The 26,964-nt window shown below is 70.9% G+C and carries 24 protein-coding genes; 11 read left to right on the forward strand and 13 right to left on the reverse strand.

From position 1 onward, the window contains the following. Nucleotides 1–91: 91 nt before the first annotated feature. The 6 genes from ilvD to DFH01_RS18490 are packed head-to-tail and all read left to right on the forward strand — an operon-like array spanning nucleotide 92 to nucleotide 6,248. Nucleotides 92–1,786, forward strand: coding sequence for a dihydroxy-acid dehydratase (ilvD, locus tag DFH01_RS18465; RefSeq protein WP_109871947.1), 1,695 nt, complete (start codon nucleotides 92–94; stop codon nucleotides 1,784–1,786). Further along, nucleotides 1,783–2,676: an NAD(P)-dependent oxidoreductase gene (locus DFH01_RS18470; RefSeq protein ID WP_109871948.1), complete on the forward strand. Its 894-nt coding sequence runs from the start codon at nucleotides 1,783–1,785 to the stop codon at nucleotides 2,674–2,676. Before ilvD ends, DFH01_RS18470 begins: the two co-directional genes overlap by 4 nt. Beyond that, a complete protein-coding gene (locus DFH01_RS18475) occupies nucleotides 2,673–3,725 on the forward strand; it encodes a TRAP transporter substrate-binding protein (RefSeq protein ID WP_109871949.1) in 1,053 nt (350 codons plus the stop codon). Before DFH01_RS18470 ends, DFH01_RS18475 begins: the two co-directional genes overlap by 4 nt. Then, nucleotides 3,722–4,210, forward strand: a complete 489-nt coding sequence (locus DFH01_RS18480) for a TRAP transporter small permease (protein ID WP_109871950.1) — start codon at nucleotides 3,722–3,724, stop codon at nucleotides 4,208–4,210. Before DFH01_RS18475 ends, DFH01_RS18480 begins: the two co-directional genes overlap by 4 nt. Beyond that, nucleotides 4,210–5,514, forward strand: coding sequence for a TRAP transporter large permease (locus tag DFH01_RS18485; protein ID WP_109871951.1), 1,305 nt, complete (start codon nucleotides 4,210–4,212; stop codon nucleotides 5,512–5,514). Before DFH01_RS18480 ends, DFH01_RS18485 begins: the two co-directional genes overlap by 1 nt. After that, nucleotides 5,514–6,248 carry an SDR family NAD(P)-dependent oxidoreductase gene (locus DFH01_RS18490; RefSeq protein ID WP_109871952.1) on the forward strand — a complete coding sequence of 245 codons (735 nt, stop codon included), beginning with the start codon at nucleotides 5,514–5,516 and terminating at the stop codon, nucleotides 6,246–6,248. Before DFH01_RS18485 ends, DFH01_RS18490 begins: the two co-directional genes overlap by 1 nt. Nucleotides 6,249–6,251: 3 nt before the next feature. On the opposite strand, the gene DFH01_RS18495 is transcribed toward DFH01_RS18490, so the two are convergent. From DFH01_RS18495 to DFH01_RS18520, 6 genes are read right to left on the reverse strand one after another with little or no spacing between them, the layout of a single operon-like run. Further along, nucleotides 6,252–6,671 carry a carboxymuconolactone decarboxylase family protein gene (locus DFH01_RS18495; protein ID WP_158287811.1) on the reverse strand — a complete coding sequence of 140 codons (420 nt, stop codon included), beginning with the start codon at nucleotides 6,669–6,671 and terminating at the stop codon, nucleotides 6,252–6,254. 16 nt (nucleotides 6,672–6,687) lie between these two features. Beyond that, the gene (locus tag DFH01_RS18500; RefSeq protein ID WP_109871954.1) at nucleotides 6,688–7,668 is read right to left on the reverse strand and encodes an ABC transporter ATP-binding protein; all 981 of its coding nucleotides are present in this window, start codon (nucleotides 7,666–7,668) and stop codon (nucleotides 6,688–6,690) included. Beyond that, complete coding sequence (locus DFH01_RS18505; RefSeq protein ID WP_158287812.1) at nucleotides 7,665–8,648, reverse strand: ABC transporter ATP-binding protein; 984 nt, start codon at nucleotides 8,646–8,648, stop codon at nucleotides 7,665–7,667. The genes DFH01_RS18500 and DFH01_RS18505 overlap by 4 nt, the downstream gene beginning before the upstream one ends. Next, nucleotides 8,645–9,541 (reverse strand): ABC transporter permease, encoded by an 897-nt coding sequence (locus DFH01_RS18510; RefSeq protein WP_109871956.1) that lies wholly within the window; start codon nucleotides 9,539–9,541, stop codon nucleotides 8,645–8,647. The genes DFH01_RS18505 and DFH01_RS18510 overlap by 4 nt, the downstream gene beginning before the upstream one ends. Beyond that, nucleotides 9,538–10,563: an ABC transporter permease gene (locus DFH01_RS18515; protein ID WP_109871957.1), complete on the reverse strand. Its 1,026-nt coding sequence runs from the start codon at nucleotides 10,561–10,563 to the stop codon at nucleotides 9,538–9,540. Before DFH01_RS18515 ends, DFH01_RS18510 begins: the two co-directional genes overlap by 4 nt. Nucleotides 10,564–10,566: 3 nt before the next feature. Then, entirely contained in the window at nucleotides 10,567–12,153 is a 1,587-nt protein-coding gene (locus DFH01_RS18520; protein ID WP_158287813.1) for an ABC transporter substrate-binding protein, read from the reverse strand. A 144-nt stretch (nucleotides 12,154–12,297) separates the two neighbouring features. On the opposite strand from DFH01_RS18520, the gene DFH01_RS18525 reads away from it, so the two are divergent. The 5 genes from DFH01_RS18525 to DFH01_RS18545 are packed head-to-tail and all read left to right on the forward strand — an operon-like array spanning nucleotide 12,298 to nucleotide 20,636. Continuing rightward, a complete protein-coding gene (locus DFH01_RS18525; protein ID WP_199231289.1) occupies nucleotides 12,298–14,256 on the forward strand; it encodes an oxidoreductase in 1,959 nt (652 codons plus the stop codon). 22 nt (nucleotides 14,257–14,278) lie between these two features. Then, a complete protein-coding gene (locus DFH01_RS18530; protein ID WP_199231290.1) occupies nucleotides 14,279–15,925 on the forward strand; it encodes a hydantoinase B/oxoprolinase family protein in 1,647 nt (548 codons plus the stop codon). Next, a complete protein-coding gene (locus DFH01_RS18535) occupies nucleotides 15,922–17,997 on the forward strand; it encodes a hydantoinase/oxoprolinase family protein (protein WP_109871961.1) in 2,076 nt (691 codons plus the stop codon). Before DFH01_RS18530 ends, DFH01_RS18535 begins: the two co-directional genes overlap by 4 nt. Before the next feature lie 5 nt (nucleotides 17,998–18,002). Next, the gene (locus DFH01_RS18540; RefSeq protein WP_109871962.1) at nucleotides 18,003–18,959 is read left to right on the forward strand and encodes a branched-chain amino acid transaminase; all 957 of its coding nucleotides are present in this window, start codon (nucleotides 18,003–18,005) and stop codon (nucleotides 18,957–18,959) included. A gap of 3 nt (nucleotides 18,960–18,962) precedes the next feature. Beyond that, on the forward strand, nucleotides 18,963–20,636 hold the full coding sequence (locus DFH01_RS18545) for a thiamine pyrophosphate-dependent enzyme (protein ID WP_109871963.1): 1,674 nt from the start codon (nucleotides 18,963–18,965) through the stop codon (nucleotides 20,634–20,636). Here DFH01_RS18545 and DFH01_RS18550 read toward each other — a convergent pair. From DFH01_RS18550 to DFH01_RS18580, 7 genes are read right to left on the reverse strand one after another with little or no spacing between them, the layout of a single operon-like run. Continuing rightward, the gene (locus DFH01_RS18550) at nucleotides 20,623–21,594 is read right to left on the reverse strand and encodes a Bug family tripartite tricarboxylate transporter substrate binding protein (RefSeq protein WP_109871964.1); all 972 of its coding nucleotides are present in this window, start codon (nucleotides 21,592–21,594) and stop codon (nucleotides 20,623–20,625) included. The genes DFH01_RS18545 and DFH01_RS18550 overlap by 14 nt on opposite strands. Next, entirely contained in the window at nucleotides 21,591–21,887 is a 297-nt protein-coding gene (locus DFH01_RS18555; RefSeq protein ID WP_109871965.1) for a UxaA family hydrolase, read from the reverse strand. Before DFH01_RS18555 ends, DFH01_RS18550 begins: the two co-directional genes overlap by 4 nt. Beyond that, nucleotides 21,887–23,047: a UxaA family hydrolase gene (locus tag DFH01_RS18560; RefSeq protein ID WP_109871966.1), complete on the reverse strand. Its 1,161-nt coding sequence runs from the start codon at nucleotides 23,045–23,047 to the stop codon at nucleotides 21,887–21,889. Before DFH01_RS18560 ends, DFH01_RS18555 begins: the two co-directional genes overlap by 1 nt. Continuing rightward, a complete protein-coding gene (locus DFH01_RS18565; protein ID WP_109871967.1) occupies nucleotides 23,044–24,225 on the reverse strand; it encodes a Gfo/Idh/MocA family protein in 1,182 nt (393 codons plus the stop codon). The genes DFH01_RS18560 and DFH01_RS18565 overlap by 4 nt, the downstream gene beginning before the upstream one ends. Then, on the reverse strand, nucleotides 24,222–25,271 hold the full coding sequence (locus DFH01_RS18570; protein ID WP_109871968.1) for a sugar phosphate isomerase/epimerase family protein: 1,050 nt from the start codon (nucleotides 25,269–25,271) through the stop codon (nucleotides 24,222–24,224). Before DFH01_RS18570 ends, DFH01_RS18565 begins: the two co-directional genes overlap by 4 nt. A 2-nt stretch (nucleotides 25,272–25,273) precedes the next feature. Next, nucleotides 25,274–26,122, reverse strand: coding sequence for a sugar phosphate isomerase/epimerase family protein (locus DFH01_RS18575; protein WP_109871969.1), 849 nt, complete (start codon nucleotides 26,120–26,122; stop codon nucleotides 25,274–25,276). Then, complete coding sequence (locus DFH01_RS18580; RefSeq protein ID WP_109871970.1) at nucleotides 26,119–26,964, reverse strand: TauD/TfdA dioxygenase family protein; 846 nt, start codon at nucleotides 26,962–26,964, stop codon at nucleotides 26,119–26,121. The genes DFH01_RS18575 and DFH01_RS18580 overlap by 4 nt, the downstream gene beginning before the upstream one ends.

Raw genomic sequence — 26,964 nt, forward strand, 5'->3', positions numbered from 1 at the left:
GGGCGATTTTGCCGCCGCGCGAAGTGATCTAGTCTCCGCCAGGATCGGGCATTCCGGGGGAGGCAGTCGAGTGGCGGGGCAGGGCAGGCCGTTGCGGTCGCGCATCACGACGGACGGGCTGGACCGCACGCCGCACCGCGCCTTTCTGCGCGCCATGGGGCTGGACGACGCGGCCATCGCGAAGCCGATGGTCGGCGTGGTCTCGATGAAGGGCGAGACGACCCCCTGCAACATGAGCCATGGCTGGCAGGCCGAGGCGGCGCGTCAGGGCATCGCGGAGGCCGGCGGCACGCCGCGCGAGTTCACCACCATCTCCGCCTCCGACGGGCTCGGCATGGCGCATGAGGGAATGAAGTTCTCGCTCGTCTCGCGCGAGGTGATCGCGGATTCGATCGAGGTGGTGGTGCACAACCACGCCTATGACGGGCTGGTCGGCTTCGGCGGCTGCGACAAGACGCTGCCGGGCGTGCTGATGGCGATGGTGCGCTGCGATGTGCCATCCGTTTTCGTCTATGGCGGCAGCGCGCTGCCGGGCACCTGGCGGGGGAAGAAGGTTTCCGTGCTGGATGCCTATGAGGGCGTCGGCGCGGTGATGGCCGGCACGATGACCGAGGAAGAGCTGCGCGCGCTGGAACTGGCCTGCAAGCCGACGGTCGGCGCCTGCGCGGGGCAGTTCACGGCGAACACCATGGCGATGGTGGCGGAGGCGATCGGCCTCGGCCTGCCCGGCAGCGCCACCATGCCGGCCGTGTTCAGCGAGCGCGCCGCGCTCAGCCGCCGCGCCGGTGCGCTGGTGATGGCGATGATCGCGGGCGGGGGACCGACGCCGCGGCAGATCGTCACGCGCAAGGCCATCGAGAATGGCTGCGCGATCGTCGCGGCGACCGGCGGGTCCACCAACGCCGCGATGCATCTCTGCGCCATCGCCAACGAGGCCGGCATCCGCTTCACCATGGACGACGCGGCGGTGGTGATGCAGCGCACGCCGCTGATCGGCAACCTGCGCCCCGGCGGCGCCTATCACGCGGCGGAGCTGCACGAGGTCGGCGGCGCGGCCGTGGTGATCCGCGCGCTGATCGAGAGCGGCCATCTGCATGGCGACATCCTGACCGTGACCGGCCGCACGCTGGCCGAGACCTATGCCGATGCGGCCGCGCCGGATGGCGAGGTGATCCGCCCCGTCGCGCGCGCCATCCTGCCGACCGGCGGCGTGGTGGTGCTGAAGGGCAATCTCTGTCCCGATGGTGCGCTGCTGAAGGTGGCGGGGCTGAAAAGCCAGGTCTTCGAAGGACCGGCGCGGGTGTTCGACAGCGAGGGCGAGGCCGTGGCCTGCGTCGCGGCGCGCGCCTACAAGCCCGGCGAGGTGCTGATCGTGCGCTACGAAGGCCCGGTCGGCGGGCCCGGCATGCAGGAGATGCTGGGCCTCACCGCGCTGATCTACGGCCAGGGCATGGGCGAGCAGGTGGCGCTGCTGACGGATGGGCGCTTCTCCGGCGCGACGCGCGGCATGTGCATCGGCTATGCCGCGCCGGAAGCCGCCGTGGGCGGGCCGCTGGCGCTGGTGCGCGACGGCGACGTGATCCGCATCGACGGCAACGCGGGCAGCATCACGCTGGCGGCGGATGCGGCGGAGCTGGAAGCGCGTCGCGCCGCCTGGCAGCCGCGCGCCACGCCGCATGTCTCCGGCGCGCTGGCGAAATACGCGAAGCTGGTCGGCCAGGCGAATGAGGGCGCGGTGACGCACCAGGGCGGCGGCCGCTTCCCGGACGGGCGCGGCGTGCGATGAGCGGGATGCTCGGCTTCGTCGGCATGGGGCTCATGGGCCTGCCCATGGCGAAGCGCCTGCTCGCCGCAGGGCATCGCGTGAAGGTCTGGAACCGCACGGCGCAGAAATGCGCGCCGGCGGCGGAAGCGGGCGCGGTGCTGGCGGCGAGCGCCGCTGACTGCGCGCGCGACGCGCCGGTGGTGTTCATGTCCCTGACCGATACGAAGGCAGTTGAGGCCGCGGTGTTCGGGCCTGGCGGCATCGCGGACGGCATCCCGCGCGACGCGGTGCTGGTGGATTTCTCGTCCATGGCGCCCGAGGCGACGCGCGCCTTCGCGTCGCGCCTGCTGGCGGAGCGCGGCGCGCATTGGCTGGATGCGCCGGTTTCCGGCGGCGTGCCTGGCGCGGAAGCGGGCACGCTGGCGGTGATGGCGGGCGGCGACGCGGCGGCCTTCGCGCGCGCAGAGCCTTTCGTGCGCGCCATGGCGCAGCGCTTCACGCTGATGGGGCCATCCGGCGCGGGGCAGACGACGAAGCTCTGCAACCAGGTGATCGTGGGATCCCTGATGTGCGTGCTGGCGGAAGCGACGCGGCTGGCGACCAACGCGGGCATCGAGGCCGCGCGCCTGCCGGAGGCGCTCGCCGGCGGCTGGGCGGATTCCAAGCCGATGCAGATCTGCGTGCCGCGGATGGTGGCGGGCACCTACGACCCACCGCTCGGCCACGCCTACACCATGCTGAAGGACCTCGACACGGCGCGCGCACTGGCAGTGCAGAAGGGCAGCCCGCTGCCCCTCGCCGGCCTCGCCGCCGAGACTTTTCGCACGTTGATCGCGCGCGAGGGTGAGGAAGCCGACGCGCTGCGCATCTTCGCGCTGACCGAACCACAGAAAGGGAGAAGCGGGACATGACGACACGCAGGATGCTGATGGCGGGGACGGCGGCGGTGCTCGCCACCCCCGCGCTGGTCGGCCGCGCCGCGGCGCAGACGCGCACCATCCGCGTCGGCAATTGGCTGCCGGCGCATCACCTGATCCCCCGCGGCATCATCGAGCCCTGGGCGCGCGCTATCGAGGCGGAGAGCAACGGCTCGCTCAAGTTCGAGATCATGCCCAGCGCGCTCGGCCCGCCGCCGCAGACCTTCGACCTGCTGCTCGATGGCGCCTTCGACGTCGGCTACGGCGTCTCCGGCCACAATCCCGGCCGCTTCACCATGACGCAGGTGATGGACCTGCCCTTCATGTCGCCCGATCCTTGGGCCGGCGCGGCGGCGTCCTGGCTGACCTACCAGCGCTACGGCGGCCGCTACAACGAGCATCGCGGCGCGCATGTGGCGGGCCTCTTCGTGCATTCCGTGCCGGCGCTGCACTGGCGCGGCGAACCGATCACGAAGCTCGAGGACATGCAGGGCCGCCGCGTGCGCGTGGGCGGCAACGTGACGGGGCGGATCATCACGGCGCTCGGCGGCACGCCAGTGCAGCTGCCGCCGACCGAGGCGCAGCAGGCGATGGCGCGTGGGGTGGCGGACGGCATCACCTTCCCGATCGAATCCATCGCCTTCTTCAACATCACGCCGGTAATCCGCTCCACCACGCTGATCCCTGGCGGGCTCTACACCGACACCTTCTGGATCGCCTTCAACGAGCGGACCTGGCAGGGGCTGACGGATGCGCAGCGCGCCGCGGTGAACAAGCATTCCGGCATCGCCATCGCGCTGCAGTCCGGCTGGGCCTGGACCATGGGCGATCGTGTCGGCCAGCAGGGGCTGGAGGCGCGCAACGTCGCCTTCAACACGCTGGCCGAGGCCGAGATTGCGCGCGCCAAGGAGCGGCTGAAGGTGCTGGAGACCGAATGGCTGGCGGAGGCTCAGAAGCGCAATCTGCCGGGCCAGGAGATCCTTGACTACGCCCGCACCATGGCGCGGCTCTACACCGCGGAGCGGCGGGTGAACGTGCGTTGATCTGGACCGACCGCCTGTTTGCGCTGCTCGGTCTCTGCGCGGGCGTGCTGGCGGCGGCGATGATGGTCGTCACCACGGTGGATGTCGGCGGCCGGTATTTCTTCAACCGGCCGCTGCACGGCGCCTTCGAGGCGACCGAGGTGATGATGGGGCTGATGGTCTTCCTCGCGCTGCCGCTGGCCACGCGGCGGCGCGAGCACATCACGGTGACGCTGTTCGACCACCTGCTGCCGGAATGGGTGAAGCGCGCGGCCGGGCTGCTGTTCGGCGTGGTCTGCGCCGGCGTGTGCGGGCTGCTGGCGTGGCGGCTCGGCCTGTACGGGGAGCGCCTGTTGCGCGTGGGCGAGGTGACGCTGGAGCTCGGAATTCCGCGCGGCGGCGTGGCGACGGCGATGTCCTGGCTGCTGTGGGTGGCGGCCGCCGCCTTCGTGCTGGACGGCATCGCCGCGCTGCGCGGCCGACCGGGTGCGCAGGCGGGCGCCTGATGGAAGTCTGGGAGAGCGCGGGCCTCGCCTTCGCGGCACTGTTCGGGCTGATGATGCTCGGACTGCCGATCGCCTTCGCGATGCTGGCGGTGGGCACGGCCGGGCTGTGGCTGCATGTGGGCGAACGCGCGGCCTTCGGCATCATCGGCCAGATCCCGTTCACGGCGACGATGTCCTACGAACTGTCCGTCGTGCCGATGTTCCTGCTGATGGGCGCCTTCGTGACGCGCGCCGGCATGTCGGAGGATCTCTATCGCCTCTGCCACGGCTTCCTCGGCCATCGGCGCGGCGGGCTGGCCATGGCGACTGTCGCAGCCTGCGGCGGCTTCGCGGCGGTCTCCGGTTCCTCCATCGCCACGGCGGCGACGATGGCGAAGGTTGCGATGCCGGAGATGCGGCGCTATCGCTACAGCGACGGGCTGGCCGCTGCCTCCATCGCGGCAGGGGGCACACTCGGCATCCTGATCCCGCCCTCCGTCATCATGGTGCTGTACGGCATCGCGACGGGCACGGATATCGGCCAGCTCTTCATCGCCGGCATCGCGCCGGGCATTGTCGCGATCCTGTTCTACCTGCTCGCCGTCGCCTTCGTGGTGCGGCGCAATCCGGCGGCGGGGCCCGCTGCCGATGCGGTGCCGATGCAGGAGCGCTTCGCGCGGCTGCTGACCATCGGCCCGGTGCTGGCGCTGTTCGTGCTGATCATCGGCGGCATCTATGCCGGCGTCTTCACGCCGACCGAGGCGGCGGGCGTCGGGGCGGCCGGCGCGCTGCTGTTCGCGCTGTGGCGACGCAGCCTGACGCCGCGTGCCTTCCTCTCCTGCCTGCTGGAGACGGTGCGCACCACGGCGAGCCTGTTCGTGGTGCTGATCGGCGCGCTGGTCTTCTCCAACTTCATGAACCTGATCGGCCTGCCGCGCGCGCTGGAGGAGCTGGTGACGGGCGCCGGACTGTCGCCGCTTGCGGTGATCCTGCTGATCTTCGCGATCTACCTCGTGCTGGGCTGCTTCATGGAGAGCCTTTCCATGATCCTGCTGACGGTGCCGGTGCTGTTCCCGGTGGTCAGCGCGCTCGGCTTCGATCCGGTGTGGTTCGGCATCTTCGTGGTGATGGCGACCGAGCTCAGCCTGATCACGCCGCCGCTGGGGCTGAACCTGTTCGTGATCCAGGGCGTGATCCGGGACGTGAAGCTCGGCACGATCTATCGCGGCATCGTGCCCTTCGTGGTGGCGGACATCGCGCGCGTACTGCTGATCATCGCGCTGCCCGGACTGGTGCTGTTCCTGCCGCGGCTGATGGCGGGCTGATGCGCCGCGCGCTGGTCACCGCCGCCGCATGCGGGATCGGGCTGGCCGTGGTTCGGGCGCTGCGCGATGCGGGCTGGGCTGTGGTGCTCTCCGACCTGCCGGGCGGCGAGGGCGCGGCGCGCGCGGCGGAATGCGGCGCCGATTGGGTACCGTGCGACCTGCGCAATCCGGCGCAGATCGCGGCGCTGGCCGAGGCGGCGGGCGACGTGTTCCTGCTGGTCAACAACGGCGGCATCGCCGGCCCGACCCTGCCCGTAACGGACATGCCGCCGGAGGACTGGGCGGAGGTGATGGCGGTGAACCTCACCGCGCCCTTCCTGCTCTCGCGCGCGATCCTGCCGCGCATGGCGGCGCGCGGCGAGGGCGTGATCGTCAACATGGCATCCGTCGCCGCGCGCATCGGGCATCCGGGACGCAGCCCGTATGTCGCGTCGAAATGGGGCCTGCTTGGCTTCACGGCGACGCTCGCGCGGGAGGTCGGCGCGCAAGGCATCCGCGTGAACGCGATCCTGCCGGGATCGGTGCGCGGCGAGCGCATCGCGCGCGTGCTCTCCGCCTATGCCGAGGCGAATGCGCTGGCGCCGGAAGAGGCCGAGGCGCGCTACCTGGCGCGCCAGGCGACGGGCCGCTTCGTGGAGCCGGAGGAGATCGCGGGAACAGTGCTGTTCCTCGCCTCCGACGCCGCGCGGTCCATCACTGGCCAGTTCATCGGCGTGGATGGCGGCTTCCAGTAGCCGCTACTTCTGTTCGTTCGTCGTCTCGCCCTGCGGCACCCAACCCTTGCCCTCGCGCATCTCCTGCATGGCGCGACAGAAACCCTCGAAGGCGGGCATGCCTGCGGGCAGTCCGGCGAGGAAGGCGGCCTCCACCACCTCCTCGAAGGTCGCACCGTATTGCATCGCGCGCTTCGACGCCCATTCGATGCCCTCGCGGTCGCCCTTCACCGCGGTGGTGATGCCGACCATCACGAGGAAGCGCGTCTTCAGGTCCAGCGCGCGGCCTTCCGCGGGACCGAAGATGACGTGGCTGGCGAGCTCGCCATAGCGGCGCAGGAATTCCGGGTTGCACTCCGCCAGCATCTCGTGCAGCGGCAGGGTGTAGCCGCGGACCGCGCGGATCTTCGCGAGTTCCGCCTCTCCTTCGGGTGTCATCGGCATGGCGCGGTACGCTCCTTCAGGTGGGAATGCGGTTGCCGCCATCGGCCATGCGAAGGCACGCGGCGCGGTGCGTTGCCTCCGCGCCCGGCACGGCCTCGAGCGGCGGCGCTGTCTCGCGGCAGCGCGGCAGGGCCACGGGGCAGCGGCTGGAAAAAAAGCAGCCGGGAGGCAGGTTGATGGGGCTCGGGATCTCGCCGGTCAGCACATGGCGCGCCAGATGCGCGCTGGGGTCGGCGGGCAAATGCGCACTCATCAGCGCCTGTGTGTAGGGATGCGCGGGACGGTCGAAGATCTCGGCCGCCGGCGCTTCCTCCACGACGCGGCCGAGATACATCACCATCACGCGGTCCGCCATCAGCCGCAGCGTGCCGAGGTCGTGCGTGATGAACAGCATCGCCGCACCCGTCTCCTCCTTCAGCTCCGCCAGCAGGTCCAGGATGCCGGCGCGCACGGAGAGGTCGAGCGAGGAGGTCGGCTCGTCCAGCACGATCAGCTTCGGCCGCGTGGCGATGGCGCGCGCGATGCAGACGCGCTGCTGCTGCCCGCCGGAGAGCTCGCCCGGATAGCGATCGAGCATCGCGGAGGGGAGGCGCACGCGCAGCCCCAGCCGTTCGGCCTCCGCGCGGCGCTCCGCCGAGGAAAGCGGCGTGTGGAGCGCCAGCAGCTCCTCAATCAGGCTGCGCGCGGTCATGCGCGGATTCAGCGCGCTCCAGGGGTCCTGGAAGACCATCTGCATGCCGGCGCGCAGCTTGCGGCACCGCGCCTCGGACCAGTCGGTGATGTCGTGGCCGTCGAACACCACGCGGCCCGCGCTCGGCGCGATGAGGCGCAGCACGCATCGGCCGAGGGTGGACTTGCCGGAACCGCTCTCGCCCACCAAGCCGAGTGTCTCGCCGGCAGCGAGGGAGAAGGAGACATCGTTCACGGCAGTCAGCACACCGCCGGGCACGGGAAAGCGCTTGGAGAGGTTGCGCACCTCCAGCACCGGCGGGGTCATGCTGCGATCGTCCCGGCGAAGTGGCAGCGCGCGGCATGGCCGCCCTGCAGCGCGACATCGGGGGGCGGTGTCGCGCAGCGTGCTTCGGCGCGCGGACAACGGTCGCGATACAGGCAGCCTTCCGGCAATGCGTAGAGATTGGGCGGCGAGCCGGAAGGGCGCCGCGCCCGCAGTTGCAATCGCTCCGGCGTCGCGGCGATCAGCGCCTGTGTGTAGGGATGCGCGGGCGCGGCGAAGATCGGGCCGACCGGCCCGTGCTCCACCACCTGGCCGGCGAACATCACCGCCGCCTCGTCGCAGTAATGCGCGACCACCCCGAGGTCATGCGTGATGATCACGGCGCCGATGCCGCGCGCGCGGGCGAGCCCGCGCAGCAGGTCCAGGATCTGCGCCTGCACCGTCACGTCGAGGCCCGTGGTCGGCTCGTCCGCCACCAGCAGCGTCGGCTCGTTCACCAGCGCCAGCGCGATCAGCACGCGCTGCGCCATGCCGCCGGAAAGCTCATGCGGCCACGCGCGCAGGCGGCGCTCCGGATCGGGGATGCCGACCGCGGCCAGCATCTCCGCCGCGCGCGCCTGCGCGGCCGCTTCCGACAGGCCGGGCCGGTGCGCGCGCTGCACGCGGGCAAGCTGCGCGCCGATGCGCGCGAGCGGATCGAGCGAGGTCTTGGGCGATTGCACGACAAGCCCGATGCGTGCGCCGCGTAGGGCGTTCAATTCGTTCGGAGGCAGGGCGAGCAGGTCGCGCCCCTCGAACAGCGCCTGCCCGGCGACGACGCGCGCAGGCGGCTTCAGCAGGCCGAGGACCGAGAGCGCGGTGAGCGACTTGCCCGCGCCGGTTTCGCCGACGAGGCCGAGGATGCGGCCCGGCGCCAGGCTGAAGGAGACGCCGTTCAGCGCGCGTGCGACGCGCACGCGATTGTCCAGGTCCCGCGCGATGAAGTGGGTGTGGAGGTCACGCACCTCCAGCAGCGGTGTCACCGCGCGGCTGCCTTCCGGCGCGGATCCAGCAGGTCGGAGAGCCCGTCGCCCAGCATGTTGAGGCCGAGCACCATCAGGATCAGCGCCGTGCCCGGGAAGACGGCGACCCACCACTCGCCGGTCACCATGTATTCCGCGCCCTGGCGGATCATCGCGCCCCATTCCGGCGTCGGCGGCTGGATGCCCACGCCGAGGAAGGCGAGGGTGGCGCTGATCCGCACCGCCCAGGCGGCGCGCACCGCCGTCTGCGCCATTGCGCCGCGCAGGGCGTTCGGCAGGATGTGCCGGAACAGGATCCGGTGAGTCGGGTTGCCGGCCGCCACGGCCGATTCCACGAAGGTGCCGCCGCGCAGCGCCAGCACCTCTGCGCGCACCAGCCGCGCATAGACCGGGCTGTCCAGCAGCCCCAGCACCAGCACGACGTTCAGCAGCGATGGCCCCGCCGCGGCGACGACCGCCAGCGCCAGGATGATGGAGGGAAAGACGCGCAACGCATCGAAACCGCGCATCACGATCTCATCCGCCCAGCCACCGCGCCAGCCGGTCCAGAGGCCCACCGGCACCCCGACCAGCAGCCCCACAATGACTACCGGGATCGCGATGCCGAAGGCGTAGAGCGAGCCGTGGATCACGCGGCTCAGCACGTCCATGCCGTTGCCGTCCGTGCCAAACCACGCGCCGGCCTGCGGTGGCTGCAGCACGCGCGCGGCATTGGCGGCGACCGGGTCCTGCGGCGAGATCCACGGCGCGAAGACCGCCATGATGGCGAAGGCCAGGATGATCGCCGCGCCGATCGCGAGCGTGGGGGAGCGGCGCGCGATACCGGCCAGCCGCGCGGCGATGCGCACGGGCAGCGACGGTGCTGCGGGCGGGGCAAGCGCCAGGTCGCTCATGCGCGCGCAGCCGCCCTGGGTTCCAACAGCATCACGGCGAGGTCCACCACCAGGAAGACCAGCACCGAGAAGAGGGCGAGCATCAGCACATAGCCCTGCACCACCGCGAAATCGCCCTGGATGATGGCGGTGAGGCCGAACTGCCCGACGCCGCCCCAGGCGAAGACGTATTCGATCAGCGCCGTGGTGCCGATCAGCCCGGCGAGCTCGGTGCCGACGAAGGTGACCACCGGCACCATGCTGTTGCGCAGCACCATCCGCCGCATGTCCTGCGCCGGAAGACCCTGAGCGCGCGCATAGCGGACATAGTCGCTCGACAGCACCTCGAGCGCGATCGCGCGGGTCTGCTTGATGATCGGCGCGGCGGAGATGATGGCGATGCAGGCGACCGGCAGGACGAGTTGCGCCGCGGCGGAGCGCGCGGCCTCCATCCTGCCCTGCAGCAGCGCATCCCACATGTAGCTGCCGGTGATGCGATCCGGCGGGTCCACCATCAGGCTGATGCGGCCCATGCCGGGCGGCGCCCAGTCCAGCAGGTAGAAGAATACGAAGAGTGCCATCAGCGCGAGCCAGTAGGTCGGCGTGGAAAAGCCGAGCAGCGAGAGGAAGCGGCTGACCTGGTCGAAGGCGCCGTCGGGCTTCTGCGCAGCCTTCAGACCGACGGGGATGCCAACCAGCGCGCCGATGCCGACGCCGTAGAGCAGCAATTCCAGTGTGGCCGGCATGCGGTCCAGCAGCTCGGTCAGCACGGGGCGGTTGCTGATCCAGGACCGGCCGAGATCGCCCTGCAGCACATTGCCGAGCCAGACGGCAAACTGGGCCCAGAGCGGCTGGTCCAGCGCCAGCGTGGTGCGGACCATCTCGATCTCCGCGGCCGTGGCGGTTGGGCCGGCGAGCATCGCCACCGGGTCCTGCCCGCCCAGCCGCACCAGCATGAAGCAGAGGAAGGAGACGACGACCAGCAGCGGCACGAGCAGCAGTGCGCGGCGCGCGAGGAAGCGCCCGATCGCCGCCGCGCCCATGGATCAGCCGACCTTCAGGTCGACCCAGCGCTCATGCTCGTCCGGGTGCGGGACCCAGCCGGAGATGTTGGGCGCCATGGCTTCGAAGGTCTGCGGATAGACGGTGAGGATCCAGGGTGCGTCCTCCATCCAGATCCGCTGCGCCTCCTTCACCGCCTGGGTCTGCACCGCGCGATCCGGGCTTGTGGCCGCGCGCTGCACCAGCGCATCGAAGGCGGGGTTCGCGTATTTCGCGCGGTTCGACACGCCGGTGGAGCTTGCCATCAGCGCGAGGGCATAGACCGGATCGAGCACGATCGGCCCGTCCTCGAAGGTGAAGAGCGGCATGTCCTGCCGCGCCGGGGCGCCGCGGGCGCGCAGGTCCGATCCGGTGATGCGCTGCGGCTTGCAGGTGATGCCGACCGCCTTGAGCTGGTCCGCGATCTGCACCGCCATCGGCTCCTCCCACCACCAGATGTTGGAGAAGAGCAGTTCCACCTCGAAGCCGTTCGGGTGCCCGGCCTCCGCCAGCAGGGCTCGGGCGCGCTCCGGGTTGTGGTCATAGGCGAAGAAGGAGGGGTCGTAGTCGCGCACGATGGGCGGTACGATGCTGCGCGCGATCTCGCCGGTGCCGAGCATCACGCCCTGCTTGATCGCCTCCTTGTTGACCGCGAAGTTCATCGCGCGGCGCACGCGCACGTCGTCGAAGGGCTTCATCGCCGTGTTCATGCGGACGCTGGCCATGGCACGGCCCGCCTGGTCCTGCACCTTCACGCGGCGGTCGCGCTGCATGTCCAGCACCTGCTGCACCGTCGGCCGGTCGATCCACTGCACCTGGCCGCTGCGCAGCAGCGTCGTGCGCGACGCGCCGGAGGGCACGGCGCGATAGATCACCCGCTCGAAATGCGGTCGGCCGCGGAAGTAGTTCGGGTTGGAGACGAATTCCGCCTGCTCCCCGGGCCGGACGCTGCGCAGGTGATAGGCGCCGAAGCCCGCGGTGTTGTTCTCCATCCAGCGCAGGCCCCAGGGATCCTCGGCCGTCGCGTGCTTCTTCACCTCCGTGCTGTCGTAGATGCCGGGCACGTAGAGCGTCAGCGCGGCGAGCAGGATCGAGGAGGGCGCGCTGAGGGTGAACTCCACCTCCCGACGCGACAGCGCCTTCACGGCCGTGACGTTGGAGACACTGGCGATGAAGGCGCCGGTGCGGCGCTGCGCGAAGCTCTTCGCCCAGGACCATTCGACATCGGCGGCGGTGAGCTCGTTGCCGTAGGGGCTCTTCACGCCCTCGCGCAAGGTGAAGACATAGCGCAGTCCGTCATCGGACACCGTCCATTTCTCGGCGAGATGGCCTTCGATCTCGGACGGGTCCAGGTAGGTGCGGTCGCCGCGCTGCACGCGCCCGTAGCGCGTGAGGCCCTCATAGACCTGCACCACGGTCTCCTGCGTGCCGGGGCGCAGCGCGTCTCCGTCGAAGCCTTCCGGCGTGCCGGGGGCTGCGAGCAGCAGCGTGCGGCCGGCGCCCTGGGCCAGCGCGCCTTCGCTGGTCAGCTGCAGATAGGCCGGCAGGGCGAAGGCCCCGGCGCCGGCGAGCAAGACGTCCCTGCGCTTCATCGTTCCCGTCTCCCGCTTGCGGCCCGCGCTGCGCGCGATTGTCCGGACATCTACGGTTGCCTTCATGCGCCGCCGCGTCAAGACTGCGGCCAGAGGTGACGGATGCCGGACGGGCTGGCTGCGGGGATGGAACGATATCCGGCGGTGTTCCGTCCGCTCCGCATCGGCGGCGTCACGCTGCGTAACCGCATCCTTGTTCCTGCGCACACCACGAACTACGGCGAGGACAACCTGCCCTCCGACCGGCACCTGGCTTATCACCGCGCCCGCGCGGCGGGTGGTGCGGCGCTGATCATCTTCGAAGGCATCAGGGTGCACCGTTCCTCGCTCGGCCGGCGGCAGGGCGTGAACGGATACGAGCGCGCGGCGATCCCCCGTTTCGCGCGCATCGCGCAGGCGGTGCAGGCGGAAGGTGCCAGGCTGTTCGGCCAGGTGATCCATCTCGGACGCCACATCGACGGCAATTTCGCGCGCATGCCCGCCTGGTCGGCCTCCGCCGTGCCCTGGTCGCCCACCGCACCGCCGCCGCATCCGATGACGGAAGCGGAGATCGAACAAGTCATCGCCGCGCATGGCGAGGTGGCGGCCAACCTGGTCGAGGCCGGGCTGGACGGCATCGAGCTGACGATGGCGCATGGTCATCTGCTGCAGCAGTTCCTCTCGCCGGCGGTGAACCGGCGCAGCGATGCCTGGGGCGGTTCCGAGGAGAACCGCCTGCGCCTCGCGCTGGAATGCCTGCGCCGCGTGCGGGGCGTGGTGGGCGGCCGCGCGGCGGTAGGGTTGCGCGTCTCGGCCGACGAATTCCTCGAAGGCGGGCTGACGCTGCCGGACATGCAGCGCATCGTCGCGCGGCTCTGCGCCGAGGTGGCGGTGGACTTCGTGAACGTCAGCCACAGCGCCTATCACGGCAGCTACACGATCTCGACGCAGATGGCCGATATGGGCTTCGCGGCGGATGCGTTCCATCACCTGCCGCGCGGCATCGCATCCGCCTTGCGCGATTCGGGGCGCGACGTGCCGGTCTTCGCCGTGTGCCGCTTCCGCAGCGTGGCGGAGGCGGAGGCGATGCTGGCGGATGGTGCGATCGCGATGGTCGGCATGGCGCGGGCACACATCGCGGAGCCCGCGCTGGTGCGCCGCGCGGCCGAGGGGCGCGAGGAGGAGGGGCGCCCGTGCCTCTCCTGCAACCAGGGTTGCGCCGGCTTCCTGGCGCAGTCGCTGGCGATCACCTGCCTGGCGAATCCCCGCGCGGGTCGCGAGGCGGAGTGGCCGGAGCCGCCGCAGCCCGCGGCGCAGCGGAAGCGCATACTGGTGCTGGGCGGCGGCCCTGCCGGGATGGAAGCGGCAATCCAGGCGGCGCGTCGCGGGCATGAGGTGGAGCTGTGGGAGGCGCGAGAGGAACTCGGCGGGGCGCTGGCCTGGACCGAGCGCCACCCCGCGCTGCGCGGGGAGATGGCGAAGCTGCTGGACTGGCAGCGCGGCGCGCTCGCGCGAGCGGGCGTGCGCCTGCGCCTCGGTCGGCATGCGGATACGGCGGCGGTGCGGGCGGCCGGGCCTGATGCGGTGGTGCTCGCCCTTGGCGCGGAGCCAGCCGCCGCCGCCTTCCCTGGCGGCGGCCGCGGGATGACGATGGAGCAGGCGCTGGCCGCGCCGGATGCCCTGCCCGATCGCGTCGCGGTGCAGGACGTCCTTGGCAGCTTCGCCGTCGCGGGCTTCGTAGAATGGCTTGCCGGCACGGGGCGGCGCGTGACGGTGATCGCGCCGACAGGCACGCCGGGCTGGCAGGTGAATATCTATTCGTCCTTCGCCTGGCGCCAGCGCCTTCGCGCGGCGGGCGCGCGGATCCTGGCGCTGCAGGCGGTGCAGGCCTGGGAAGGACCAGGGCACGCCACGCTGACGGACCTTTCGACCGGCGAGGTCCGCGCCTGCGACGATTTCGACGCCATCGTCGCGCCCGCGCATGGCCTGCCACGTGACTCGCTGGCCGCGGAGCTGCGCGCCGCGATGCCGGAATTGTCGTTGCACCTGGCAGGGGATTGCGCCGCGCCGCGTTCGGCGCTGGAAGCGATCTTCGAGGGCCATGAGATCGGACGGTCGCTCTAGGCCGCCACCCAAGGGAGAGTGCATGCGCGAAACCGGCTTCGATCCCGTGACGCTCCAGATCCTCTGGAGCCGCCTGATCTCCATTGCCGACGAAGCGGCAGCGGCGCTGCTGCGCACCTCCTTCTCCACCATCGTGCGCGAATCGAACGACTACGCGACGGTGCTGATGGATGCGGAAGGCGCGAGCTTAGCCGAGAATTCCACCGGCATCCCGAGCTTCGTCGGCCTGCTGCCGCGCACGCTGAAGCACATGCTGGCCGAAATCCCGGTGGAGGAGCTGCGGCCCGGCGACGTGCTGATCACCAATGATCCCTGGATGGCGACGGGACACCTGCTGGACATCACCACCGTCTCCCCGGTGTTCCGCAACGGCAGGCTGATCGCCTTTGCCGGCGCGACCTCCCACATGCCGGACATCGGCGGCGTGCTGTGGTCGGCCGATTGCCAGGAGGTCTACGAGGAAGGCATCCGAATCCTGCCCACGAAGCTGATGAGCGAGGGCAAGGAGAACCGAGAACTGGTGAAGATGATCCGCGCCAATGTGCGCGTGGCCGACCAGGTGATGGGCGACGTCGCCGCGCAGGTCACGGCGCAGCACGTCTGTGCGCGACGGCTGCTGGAATTCCTGGATGACACCGGGCTCGAGGATCTCACGGCGCTGTCGGCGGAATTGCAGGCCCGAGCCGATGCGGCGATGCGCAAGGCGATCGCGGCGCTGCCGGACGGCACCTGGCGCCACGTGATCCATGCCGATGGCTACGAAGATGCCGAGACGCGGATCGAATGCGCCGTGACGGTCGCAGGCGACACGCTGACGGTGGATTACGAAGGCACCTCGCCGCAGGTGGCGCGCGGGCTCAACAGCGTGATGAACTACACCTACGCCTACACGGTCTATCCGCTGAAATGCGCGCTCGATCCCGACACGCCGCGCAACGAGGGCAGCTATCGCGCGGTGACGGTGAAGGCGCCGGAGGGCTCCATCCTCAATCCGCGCTATCCGGCGGCGGTGAATGCGCGGCACCTGACGGGGCTTTTCCTGTCCGGCGCGATCTATGGCGCGCTGGCGCAGGTGGTGCCGGGCGAGGTGATCGCGGACAGCGCCTCGCCTTCGCCGCGTCCCGTCGTGACAGGGCGCGACCGGCGCGGCGACCGCTTCTCCCAGGTGCTGTTCGGCAGCGGCGGCATGGGCGCGGGCGAGGGGCGCGACGGGCTGAACGCCACGGCCTTCCCGACCAATTCCGGCTCGGGTTCCGTCGAGGCCTACGAGGCAAGCTGCCCCGTGCTGATCTGGCGCAAGGACCTGCTGCCCGACAGCGGCGGCGCGGGACAATGGCGCGGCGGCCTCGGGCAGGAGGTGGAGTTGGAGGTGATGTCGGACGAGCCGGTGCGGCTCTCCCTCATCGCCGACCGCATGAAGCATCCGGCGGAAGGGTTGGTGCAGGGCGGCTCGGGCGCGCCGGCATTAGTGGCGAAGCAGGACGGCACGAAGCCGCATCCGAAGGGCCGTTCCATGCTGCAGCCGGGCGACCGGCTGGTGATGCATTACGGCGGCGGCGGCGGCTATGGCGATCCGCGCGAACGCGACCCGGCCGCGCTGCGGCGCGATCTGGAAGACGGCTACGTCACGCCCGAAGGCGCGCGCCGCGACTATGGGGTGGACGCATGAGCGCGCGGCCCTTGCGCATCGGCGTGGATGTCGGCGGAACCTTCACGGATTTCGTGCTGGTGGACGAGGCGGCGGGCCGCGTGATGACGGGCAAGCGCCTGACCACGCCGGAGGATCCGGGCCGCGCCATCCTGGACGGCATCGCGCGGCTGCTGGACGAGGCCGGCGCACGAATCACCGACGTGAAGCAGGTGGTGCATGGCACGACGCTGGTCACCAACACGGTGATCGAGCGCAAGGGTGCGCGCATCGGCCTGGTCACCACGCGCGGCTTCCGCGACAGCCTCGAAATGGGGCGGGAGATGCGCTACGACCTGTATGACCTGGCGCTGGAGAAGCCCGAGCCTCTGGCGCCGCGGCCGCGCCGGCATGTCGTGACGGAACGGCTGGACGCGCAAGGCCGCGTGTTGAAGACGCTGGACGAAGCGGAGGCGCGCGACGTCGCTCGCGCGCTGCGTGCGCAGGAGGTCGAGGCCGTCGCGGTCTGTCTGCTGCACAGCTACCTCGACGCCACCCATGAGCGGCAGGTTGCAAAAATCTTGCGCGAGGAATTGCCGGGCGTGCCCATAACGCTCTCCTGCGAGGTGGCGCCGGAGATCCGCGAATACGAGCGGGCGAACACCGCCTGCGTGAACGCCTATGTCATGCCTCTGATGGATCGCTACCTGGCGCGGCTGGAGGAGGAGCTGCGACGGCGCGGGCTGGACGGGCCGCTTCACCTGATGCTCTCGGCCGGTGGCATCGCCACGGTGCGCCATGCGCGCGCCAATCCCGTGCAACTGATCGAGAGCGGGCCGGCGGCCGGCGCGATGGCGGCGATGCATGTGGGGCAGGCCTGCGGACTCTCCGACATGATCAGCTTCGACATGGGTGGCACCACCGCGAAGATGTGCCTGATCGAGGGCGGCGAGGCCGAGCATTCCTCCACCTTCGAGGCCGCGCGTGTGCGCCGCTTCCGCAAGGGCTCCGGCCTGCCGCTGAAGGTGCCGGTGATCGACCTGATCGAGATCGGCGCCGGCGGCGGCTCCATCGCCGCGGTCAGCGCGATGGGGCTGCTGACGGTGGGGCCGGAGAGCGCGGGCAGCGTACCCGGCCCCGTATGCTATGGCCGCGGCGGAAGGCGGCCGACGGTGACGGATGCGGACTTGCTGCTCGGCTATCTCTCGCCGGAGTATTTCCTCGGTGGTGAGATGGGGCTGGATCGCGCGGCGGTGGAGCGCGCGATGCAGGAGGAACTGGCGACGCCGCTTGGCATGTCCGTGCTGGAGGTCGCGGCCGGCATCCACGCGGTGGTGAACGAGAACATGGCCGCCGCGACGCGGATGTACATCGCCGAGAAAGGGCGCGATCCGCGGCGCTATGCGCTGATGGCCTTCGGCGGGGCGGGGCCGGTGCACGCCTATGGGCTGGCGAGGCTGCTCAAGCTCTCGCGCATCGTCGTGCCCGCGGGTGCGGGCGTGGCGTCCGCCCTCGGTTTCCTCGTCGCGGCGCCGGCGATCGACCTGGTGCGGAGCGGCGTGCGGCGGCTTTCCGCCGTGGACTGGGCGGAGGTCGCGACGCAGTACGCGGCGATGGAGGCGGAGGCGCGTGCGCTGCTGGTGGAGGCCGGCGCCGCGCCGGGCGACGTGACGTTCCGCCGCAGCGCGGACATGCGCTATGTCGGGCAGGGCTTCGACATTCCCGTGACGCTGCCGGACACGCTGGGGTCCGCCGGCGTGGAGCACGCCTTCCTCGACGCCTATGAGCGCCTGTTCGACCGCCGCATCGAAGGCCTGCCGATGGAGGTGCTGAGCTGGCGGCTGCACGCCACGGCGAGCAGGCCGGAGGTACCGGGCGCGCTTGGCCGCAGCATCGGCGGCGAGGCGCGCAAGGGCACGCGCGACGTGTGGTTCCCGCAGACCGGGATGGCGCCCTGCGCTGTTTATGACCGCTATCGCCTGGCACCGGGCGTCATGCTGCGCGGGCCGGCCGTAGTGGAGGAACGCGAATCCACGACCGTCATCGGGCCGGACGCGAGCTTCACGCTGGATGCGCAGGGCAACCTCGTCATCGAGATCGATCAGGGGAGTTGAACCGCATGGCCAAGAGCGCGCCCTTTGTCTGGCTGGACGGGAAGCTGGTGTCCTGGGAGCAGGCGACGATGCATGTCGCCACCGAATGCGTGCTGCGCGGCGAGAACGTGTTCGAAGGCATCCGCGCCTATTGGTCCGAGGCGGAGCAGGAACTGTTCCTGTTCCGCCATGCCGACCACATCGCGCGGCTGCGGCAGGGCGCGAAGATCATGCGCATGACGATCCCCTACAGCGACACGGAGATCGAGGCGGCGAGCCTGGAGCTGATCCGCGCCTGCGGCTATAGCGGGCAGGTGCATTACCGCCCCGTCGCTTATTTCGACATGGGCAACCTGACCGACTACCTGCCGAGCGAGATCCGCACCGGTATGTTCATCCTGGCCTTCTCCATGCCGACGACGAAGGCGGTGCATGAGGGCGTGGCCTCCTGCGTGTCCACCTGGCGGCGCAATTCCGACCTTGCCTCGCCGTCGCGGATCAAGGCGGGGTCGAACTACCACAACTCCCGCCTCGCCTATATCGACGCGCGGCTGAACGGCTTCCAGATCCCGATCCTGTTGAACGAGGCGGGCAAAGTGGCGGAAGGCCCGGGCGCCTGCTTCATGATGGTGCGCCACGGCAAGCTGATCACGCCGCCCGTCACCGCCGACATCCTGGAGAGCATCACGCGCGAGACGCTGATCGAGCTGGCGCGCGCGGAGCTCGGCCTGGAGGTGATCGAGCGCGACATCGACCGCACCGAGCTCTACATCTGCGACGAGGCCTTCTTCTGCGGCAGCGGGCATGAGGTGACGCCGATCAATTCGGTGGACCGCTACGAGGTCGGCGACGGCAAGCCCGGCCCGCTGACGCGGCGCATCCAGAAGCTCTATTTCGACGTGGTCTCTGGCGCCGTGCCGCAGTACCGGCACTGGCTGAGGCCGGTGCTCGGCGGCGCCGCGCGCGCCTCGGCGGCGGAGTAGGCCATGCCGCGCAGCGTTGGGAAGCTGGTTGCCGAGAGCCTGCTCGCGCATGGGGCAGACCTGATCTTCTGCGTCCCGGGCGAGAGCTTCCTGGGCCTGACGGACGCGATGACGGACCTGCCGGAACTGCGGCTGATCGTGTGCCGGCATGAGGGCGGCGCGTCCTATATGGCGGTGGCCGATGGGCGCATGCGGGGCGGCCGTGCGGGGCTCTGCCTCGTCTCCCGCGGGCCGGGTGTGGCGAATGCGATGATCGGGCTGCACACGGCGTTCCACGACTGCGTGCCGATGCTGCTGCTGGTCGGGCAGATCGAGCGGCGCGACATGGGCCGCGGCGCGCTGCAGGAACAGAACTACGGCAAGCTTCTGAGCGACGTGACCAAGGCGGTGATCGAAGTCGCGCAACCGTCGCAGGTTTCGGAGGCGATCGCGCGCGCCTACCACCTGGCGGAGTCCGGCACGCCGGGCCCGGTAGCGCTGATCCTTCCGGAGGATCTGCTGGACGATCCGGCCGACGACCTGCCGCCGGCGGCACCGCGGCCGCGCACCGCGCCGCAGCCCTCCGCCGCGCAGCTCGACGAACTCGCCGCGCGGCTGGCCGCGGCGGAGCGGCCGCTGGTGCATCTCGGCAGCCTGGCGGACGGCACGCCGGAACAGCTTGCGGCGATCGCGGACCTGGCGGAGCGCTGGATGCTGCCGGTGGCGCCGACGCATCGCTGGCCGCATCTCTTCGACAGCGCCCACCCGCACTATGCCGGCTATGTCGGCAACCGCGTGCAGGCGAAGCTGATGGCGGCGATGAAGCGGGCCGATCTGCTGGTGGCGCTCGGCGAACGCATGACCGACGTGGTGAGCCAATCCTACACCTGGCCAGCCGCGCCCGATCCGCAGCTTCCCTTCGTGCATGTCTGGCCGGACCCGGTCGAGATCAACCGCGTGTTCCGCGCCGAGCTGCCGATCGTCGCCGATCCGCATGCCGTGGTCGCCGGCCTGCTGGCGCGCAAGCCGGCCTTCCCGCTGCGGCGCGCGGCCTGGATTGCGACGCTCAACGGCATCCATCGCGAGCTGACGGCACCGCGCCACGAGCCGGCGCCGGATGGCGTGAACTTCGCCGCGGTCTGCATCGCGCTTGCCGAACGGATGGCGTCGGACGCCATGCTGAGCACGGATGCGGGCAACTTCACCTCCTTCGTGCACCGCCACGTGCCCTTCGGGCCGCGCCGCATCTTCCTGGGCTCGGCGGTGGGCGGCATGGGCGCGGCGGTGCCGATGACGGTCGCGGCCGCGCTGCGCCATCCCGGGCGACAGGCGATCGCGGTTGTCGGCGATGGTGGCGCGCTGATGACGGGCAACGAGATCGCCACCGCGATGCGGCACGGCGCGGCGCCGCTGATCCTGATCGCCGACAACCGCACCTATGGCTCCATCGGGATGCATCACGGCAACCGCTATCCGGGCCGGCCGGTCGCGGCGGCGGCGGATCTGGTGAACCCCGACTTTGCCGCCTGGGCGCGCGCCTTCGGTGCGGAAGGCTACACCATCCGCACGGAGGAGGAGATCGCACCGGCACTGGACGCGGCACTCGCGCCGCGCCGCGTGCCGGCGGTGGTGCACGTGCACGCCTCCGCGCTGCAAGTCACCGCGTGGCGGCGTGCGGAGGCAACTACTCCGCGGTGATCCCTGCCGCACGGATCATCGGCACCCAGAGCGCAAGCTCGCGATCCACCCGCGCCTGTGCCGCGGCACCGGTCGTCGGCGTGGCGTCCACGCCCATCGCCGTGATGCGCTCGATCACCGTCGGGTTGTTCAGCACCGCGGCGGTCTCGGTGCGCAGCCTGTCGAGCACCGGTGCGGGCGTGCCGGCGCGGGCCGAGATGACGTGCCAGATCTCGAAGGAGAAGTCGGGCCAGCCGCTTTCCGCGATGGTCGGGATCTCCGGTGCGCCGGAGAGGCGCTTCGCGCTGGCCGAGGCAACGCCACGCAGGCGCCCGGCACGGATATGCGGGATGCAGTCGGACGCGCCGGAGAACATGAAGTCGAGATTGCCCGCGACAAGATCGGTGGTTGCCGGCGCGCCGCCGCGATAGGGCACGTGCTGCGCCTCGACGCCGGCGGTGCGCAGGAACAGCGCGGTGGTAATGTGCGCAGGCGAGCCGACTCCGGCGCTGCCATAGGAGAGCTCGCCGGGCTTCGCGCGGCAGGCCGCAACGAGATCCTGCGCCGTATTGATGCCGGGCTGACGGCGCGGATTGACCACGGCGATGTTCGCGGCGGTGGAGGTTATGCCGAGCGCGACGAAATCGCGCGCCGTGTCGTAGCCCGGGTTGCGGTGCACCGCCATGTTCACAACATGCGTCGCGACATGGCCCATCACCAGCGTGTAGCCATCCGCCGGAGCCTGCGCCGCCGCGGCCATGCCGATGGCGCCGCCCGCGCCGGGCCTGTTCTCCACCACCACGGACTGTCCCAGTCGCTCCGTGAGGCCCTGCGCGACGATGCGCGCGGTGGTGTCGGTGCCGCCACCCGGCGCGAAGGGCACGATGAGGCGGATCGAGCGATCCGGATACGCATGGGCGAGGCGCGGCGCGGCCAGCACTGCCGCCGCCACCAGCACCATGCGGCGTGACGTGGTCATGGTTCCTCCTTTCGGCGGGCTCTGAGGCTCCGCATGTTGTGCACGTGCACGTGTTCGCCGGCTGCGATGTCGGCGATCGCCTCGCCGATCACCGCGCCATACTTGCGGATAGGCGTGCCGCGCGGCAGGTCGCGGCGCGCGACCTTGTGGCCGAGCGGGACGGCGCCGCGCAGCGAGAGCGGCAGCACGGCCTCTCCCGCGCGCACCCGCGCGACGCCATCCGGCAGGTCACGTAGCGCGACGGCGACGTCGTCCTGCGCGTCGATGGCCAGCAGGTCCCAGCGTGCGCTCATCAGAAATCGGCCCCCAGCCGTGCGAAGGCGTAGCCGCCCTCGTCCAGCACCTCGCCCCAGCAGCGCGTGCCGCCGGCATGGTCCAGCAGTTGCGCGAACAGCGCATCCGCCGCTTCCTCCGGCTCCCGCGTGCCGAGCATCAGGCCCGATCCGTCGAAGTCGATCTGCTGCGTCAGGCGCTGTGCGGTCTTCGGATTGACCGTCACCTTCACCGTCGGCGCCAGCGCGTCGCAATAGGAATTGCCGGGCCCCGTGGTGAAGATCAGCATGTTGCAGCCAGCCGCGACGAAGCCCGTGATGGAAGGCGGCGAGAAGGCCGGCCCCTGCATCACCCACAGCCCCGGCCCGGGCAGCGGCGCGGCATGCGGCACCACGCCCTGCACGGGGCGCGAGCCGCCCTTGGCGATGGCGCCGAGCGACTTCTCCTCGATGCTCGAAAGCCCGCCGCGGATGTTCTCCTGGCCTGGATTGTTGCCGGTCAGGTCCTCGCCGCTCGCGGCCGCCCAGGCTTCGCGCTGCGCCACCGCCTCCACGATGGCGCGGCCGACTTCTGGCGTTGCGGCGCGTGCGGCGAGCACATGCTCGGCGCCGAGCCATTCCATCGTCTCGCCGATTACCGCCACGCCGCCGGCATCCACCACGCGGTCGGCGACGAGGCCGGCAAGCGGGTTGGCCCCGAGGCCGCTCGTAGCGTCGGAGTGGCCGCATTCGATGCCGAGGCGCAGCAGCGAGGCCGGCAGCGGCACGCGCCGTGCGCGAGAGATGTCGCGCGCCATGGCCGCGGCGAGCCGCAGGCCGCGGTCGGAGAGCGCCAGGGCATCCTCGTGCACGTCGTCCAGCGCGATGGCCTCGAGCGGCTTGCCGGATGGCGCGATGGCCTCCGCGACGGCATCCAGCCGCAGCCGGTCGGCGCCGACCAGCATGACGCCGCCGGCATTGGGGTTGCGGCCGAGGCCGGCGAGCATGCGGCGCATCATCGCGCGATCCTCGCCGAACTGGCCGCGGCCGTACGGCATCTCGATCAGCAACGCGCCAGGAACTTGCCGCGCGATGCGGCGTGCCGGGCCGCCGGTGAGGCCGAGGATGGAGATGACCAGGAGCCGGTTGCGCGTGCCGGCGCTGCCGTCGGGCCGAAGATAGCCGAGGAACTCGTGTGTCATGCCGTCATGTCGTCCAGTTCGGTCCAGGCGCCGCCGGCGGCATCCGAGGCGAGGCAGGCGGCCACGAAGCGCAGCCCGGCCAAGCCTTCGCGCGCGCCGGGCGCGGAGGTGGCGAGCGGGTGAGGTGGCACGCCTAGGCGTCGGGCGGCGGCGAGCTCGGAAAGATCGCTGTAGAGATTCGCGAAGGCCTCGTGCAGGCCTTCGGGGTGGCCGGTGCGGCGGAAGCGCGTGGCGTGGGTGGCGGCGTCGGAGAGCCAGGGCTGGCCGCGCGAGAGCAGAACAGGCGGGCCGTCCAGCGGGCAGAGGCGCAGCTCGTTATGCGCCGCGTGGCGCCATTCAAGATGGCCCTCGCTGCCGATCACGCGCAGCAGGATGTGGTTCTCGACGCCGGCGGCGCCCTGGCAGAGCGTCATCGCGCCGCGCGCGCCGGAGGGCATGCGGAAGCGCAGCTGCGCATAGTCGTGCACCTGCCGACCCGGCATCAGCGCGCCGACCTCGGCGCTGACGGCGGCGAAGGGCTCGCCGCAGACGAAGCTGGCCAGGTGGTGCGCATGCGTGCCGATGTCGCCGAGCACCAGCGAGGGACCACTGTGCGCGGGATCCAGCCGCCAGCGCTTCGCGGCATCGGGCGAGTCCTCCACGCGTGCGGCGAGGCCGGAGCCGAGATACTCCAGCTGGACGGACCGCACCGCGCCGATGCGCCCGGCGGCGACGAGAGCGCGCGCCTCGCGGATCATCGGATAGCCGGAATAGCCATGCGTCAGCACCAGCGCGACACCGCGCGCTTCGGCGGCACGCGCGACCTCCTCGGCCTCGGCGACCGTGTTGGTCATGGGCTTGTCCAGCATCACGTCGAGGCCCGCCGCGATGGCGGCCAGAGCGAAGCGGTGATGCGTGTCGTTCGGCGTGACGATCGCGACCGCCTCGATGCCGTCCTCCCGCGCAGCCTCCGCCGCGATCATCTCGGCGACGCCGGCATGGCTGCGCTCGGGCGCGATGCCGTATTCGGCGGCCGCGGCGCGGCCGCGCGCGGCGTCGCGGGAGAGCGCGCCGGCGACCACCACGAAGCGCCGGTCCATCAGCGCCGCGCGCAGATGCACCTGCCCGATCATGGAAGGCGCGGCACCGCCGATGAAGCCGAGGCGCAGCGGGCGGCCGAGCGCCTCGAACGCGCTCACGGCGCGATGCCCAGGATGCGGTGGGCCTGGGCGCGATCCATGCCGCGGCGCAACGCGGCGTCGAAGGGCGCGTCCGTGGTGCGGATCATGTGTCGCGCGATGAAGGGGGCGCCTTCGCGTGCGCCGTCCTCCTTGCGCTTCAGGCAGTCCTCCCATTCCAGCACGCACCAGCCCTGGTAACCGGCGGCGGCGAGGCGGGAGAAGACGCCCTTGAAGTCCACCTGCCCGTCGCCCGGCGAGCGGAAACGGGCAGGGCGCTGCGCCCAGTCCTGGAAGCCGCCATAGAGTCCGCTGCGCGCGCTGCGGACGAATTCGGCGTCCTTCACGTGGAACGCCCCGATGCGCTCGCCATACAGCTCGATGAAGCCGAGATAGTCCATCTGCTGCATCAGCATGTGGCTGGGATCGTAGAGGATGCGCGCGCGGCGGTGGCCGTCCAGCAGGGTCAGGAAGCGGTCGAAGGTGACGCCGTCATGCAGGTCCTCGCCCGGATGCAGCTCGAAGCAGATGTCCACATCGGCGTGCTCGGCCTGATCCAGCAGCGGGCGCCAGCGCCGCGCCAGCTCCTCGAAGGCGGCGTCCACCAGGCCGGGCGGGGCGGGCGGCCACGGGTAGAAATAGGGCCAGACGAACGCGCCGGAGAAGGCGGCGACGCGCCGAAGGCCGAGCCGTGCCGCGGCCTCGATCGCGCGGCGCAGGCGTTGCGCGGCCCAGGCGGCGCGTGCGGCCGGCTTGCCGCGCACCGAGGGGTCGGCGAAGACATCGGCGATCTCGGAATAGGCGGGGTTTACCGCCGTGAGCTGCCCGGCGCGATGCGCCGCAAGCTCGGTGATCTCCATGCCGAGATCCGCCAGGCGCTGCTTGTAGTCGCGGCAATAGGCGTCGTCGGTGGCGGCGCGGTCGAGGTCGATCAGGCGTGGATCGTGCACCGGCACCTGCACGCCGACATAGCCGAAGCCCGCGAGCCATTTCGCGACGCCGTCGAGACTGTCGAAGGGTGGCGCATCGCCCATGAACTGGCTCAGCATCACGGCGGGGCCGCGCATGGTCAGTCTCCTTGCAGGGCGGCGCGGATGCGGCGCGCGGCATGGCGCGCAACGGCGTCGGCGTCGGTATAGGTGCTGCGCCAGACGCAGAGATGCGCGGCGAGTGCGGGGTCCAGGATGGCGGCGGAGAAGGCCTCGAAGCCGATCGGGCCGGCATAGCCGCGCGCCGCGCCGGCGACGGCCCTCACGTCCACATTGCCGGTGCCGAGAGGGCCGCGGTGGCTTTCGGAGAATTCGAGGAAGCCCAGGCGCGGCAACGCCTTCGTGACGGCAAGCGCCGGCTCTGCCTCCTCGATCAGCATGTGGTGCGTGTCGAGATGCACGAACAGGTTCGGCGCGCCGACCTCCGCGATCAGCGCCAGCGCATCCTCGGCGGTGTTGAGCAGGGCGTTCTCGAAGCGGTTGACGCATTCCAGCGTGATGCGCAGGCCTGAGGCAGCGGCGAGCTCGGAGGCCCTCGCCAGCGCCGCCACCGCATGGGCGCGGCCACGCGGCGTGACGGGGCCGGGCGCCTTGCCCCACGCGGCATGCGGGATGCCGCCGAGCTGCATTGCGCCGAGATCGCGCGCCAGGCGCAACGCATCGAGAAGCCGCGCCGCGCCGCGCGCCGCGACGGCGGGATCGTCGCTGGCGGGATCGGCCTCCGGCGGGTGGGTGGTGTTGCAGATCAGGCGCAGCCCGGCGGCCTCGGCACGGCGCGCGATGTCGGGCACGTCCACCTCGGCCGGATCGCGTCCCGGCACGATCATCATGTCGAAGCCGGACGTGGCCGCGCGCTCCAACGCGAGCGGACCTGCCGCGCGCGTCCAGCGCGGGATGAAGACCAGCGGGTGGACGCAGAGCGGGTTCAATGCAGCGCCGTGCCCTCGATGGTGATGCGGTGCATCAGGCGGCGCTGGCCGTGATAGTCGTTCACCGCGCAATGCCAGGTGCTGCGATTGTCCCACAGCGCAATGGAGCCGTTCCGCCAGCGGAAGCGGCAGGTGAATTCCGGCCGCGCGCCATGGCGGTAGAGGAAGCCGAGCAGTGCCTCGCTTTCCTCCTTCGTCCAGCCCTCGATGCCGACGGTGAAGTTGGCGTTGACGTAGAGCGCCTTGCGGCCGGTGTCGGGATGCGTGATCACCACCGGATGCACCGCATCCTGCGTCGCGGCGTCCGGATTGTGCAGCCGACCCTTGAGGTCATTGTGGTGATAGCCAGCATTGTGGCCGAAGATGTGCCGGCTGGAATGCAGGGCGCGCAGCGGTTCCAGCGTGCGCTTCATGCCGTCCGACAGCGCGTCATAGGCCGCGTACATCGAGGCGAACATGGTGTCGCCGCCATGGTCCGGCACCTCGCGCGCCACCAGCATGGAGCCGAGCGCGGGCACCTCGTCGTAGCTGTGGTCCGTGTGCCAGCTCTCGCCGATGTTTTTCTTCTGATCGGGTTCCTTCCGCACTTCCGCGATCTCGGGGTGACCGGCCACGGGCGTGAAGAAGCGGTTGACGTTGATCGGGCCGAAGCGGCGGGCGAAGGCGATGTGCGCCGCGGGCGTGATCTCCTGGTCGCGGAAGAAGATCACGCTGTGGTCGTGGAAGGCCTGGCGGATGTCGGCGAAGGTGGCGTCGTCCAACGGGCGGGAGAGGTCCACGCCCAGGATCTCGGCGCCTAGCGCGCCGGCGATGGGCGCGATCTCGATCCGGCTGTTGCGCAT

Origin of the sequence: Falsiroseomonas bella, from assembly GCF_003173615.1 — a bacterium.
GTDB classification, from domain to species: domain Bacteria; phylum Pseudomonadota; class Alphaproteobacteria; order Acetobacterales; family Acetobacteraceae; genus Falsiroseomonas; species Falsiroseomonas bella.

Excerpts from the sequence above, each read along its gene's own strand:
- DFH01_RS18545 (WP_109871963.1), top strand. The coding sequence starts at position 18,963 with ATGCCGCGCAGCGTTGGGAAGCTGGTTGCCGAGAGCCTGCTCGCGCAT.
- DFH01_RS18475 (WP_109871949.1), top strand. The coding sequence starts at position 2,673 with ATGACGACACGCAGGATGCTGATGGCGGGGACGGCGGCGGTGCTCGCC.
- DFH01_RS18535 (WP_109871961.1), top strand. The coding sequence starts at position 15,922 with ATGAGCGCGCGGCCCTTGCGCATCGGCGTGGATGTCGGCGGAACCTTC.
- DFH01_RS18495 (WP_158287811.1), bottom strand. The coding sequence starts at position 6,671 with ATGCCGATGACACCCGAAGGAGAGGCGGAACTCGCGAAGATCCGCGCG.
- DFH01_RS18485 (WP_109871951.1), top strand. The coding sequence starts at position 4,210 with ATGGAAGTCTGGGAGAGCGCGGGCCTCGCCTTCGCGGCACTGTTCGGG.
- DFH01_RS18490 (WP_109871952.1), top strand. The coding sequence starts at position 5,514 with ATGCGCCGCGCGCTGGTCACCGCCGCCGCATGCGGGATCGGGCTGGCC.
- DFH01_RS18555 (WP_109871965.1), bottom strand. The coding sequence starts at position 21,887 with ATGAGCGCACGCTGGGACCTGCTGGCCATCGACGCGCAGGACGACGTC.
- DFH01_RS18470 (WP_109871948.1), top strand. The coding sequence starts at position 1,783 with ATGAGCGGGATGCTCGGCTTCGTCGGCATGGGGCTCATGGGCCTGCCC.
- DFH01_RS18515 (WP_109871957.1), bottom strand. The coding sequence starts at position 10,563 with ATGGGCGCGGCGGCGATCGGGCGCTTCCTCGCGCGCCGCGCACTGCTG.
- DFH01_RS18520 (WP_158287813.1), bottom strand. The coding sequence starts at position 12,153 with ATGAAGCGCAGGGACGTCTTGCTCGCCGGCGCCGGGGCCTTCGCCCTG.
- DFH01_RS18540 (WP_109871962.1), top strand. The coding sequence starts at position 18,003 with ATGGCCAAGAGCGCGCCCTTTGTCTGGCTGGACGGGAAGCTGGTGTCC.
- DFH01_RS18550 (WP_109871964.1), bottom strand. The coding sequence starts at position 21,594 with ATGACCACGTCACGCCGCATGGTGCTGGTGGCGGCGGCAGTGCTGGCC.
- DFH01_RS18500 (WP_109871954.1), bottom strand. The coding sequence starts at position 7,668 with ATGACCCCGCCGGTGCTGGAGGTGCGCAACCTCTCCAAGCGCTTTCCC.
- DFH01_RS18530 (WP_199231290.1), top strand. The coding sequence starts at position 14,279 with ATGCGCGAAACCGGCTTCGATCCCGTGACGCTCCAGATCCTCTGGAGC.
- DFH01_RS18560 (WP_109871966.1), bottom strand. The coding sequence starts at position 23,047 with ATGACACACGAGTTCCTCGGCTATCTTCGGCCCGACGGCAGCGCCGGC.
- DFH01_RS18510 (WP_109871956.1), bottom strand. The coding sequence starts at position 9,541 with ATGAGCGACCTGGCGCTTGCCCCGCCCGCAGCACCGTCGCTGCCCGTG.
- DFH01_RS18580 (WP_109871970.1), bottom strand. The coding sequence starts at position 26,964 with ATGCGCAACAGCCGGATCGAGATCGCGCCCATCGCCGGCGCGCTAGGC.
- DFH01_RS18570 (WP_109871968.1), bottom strand. The coding sequence starts at position 25,271 with ATGCGCGGCCCCGCCGTGATGCTGAGCCAGTTCATGGGCGATGCGCCA.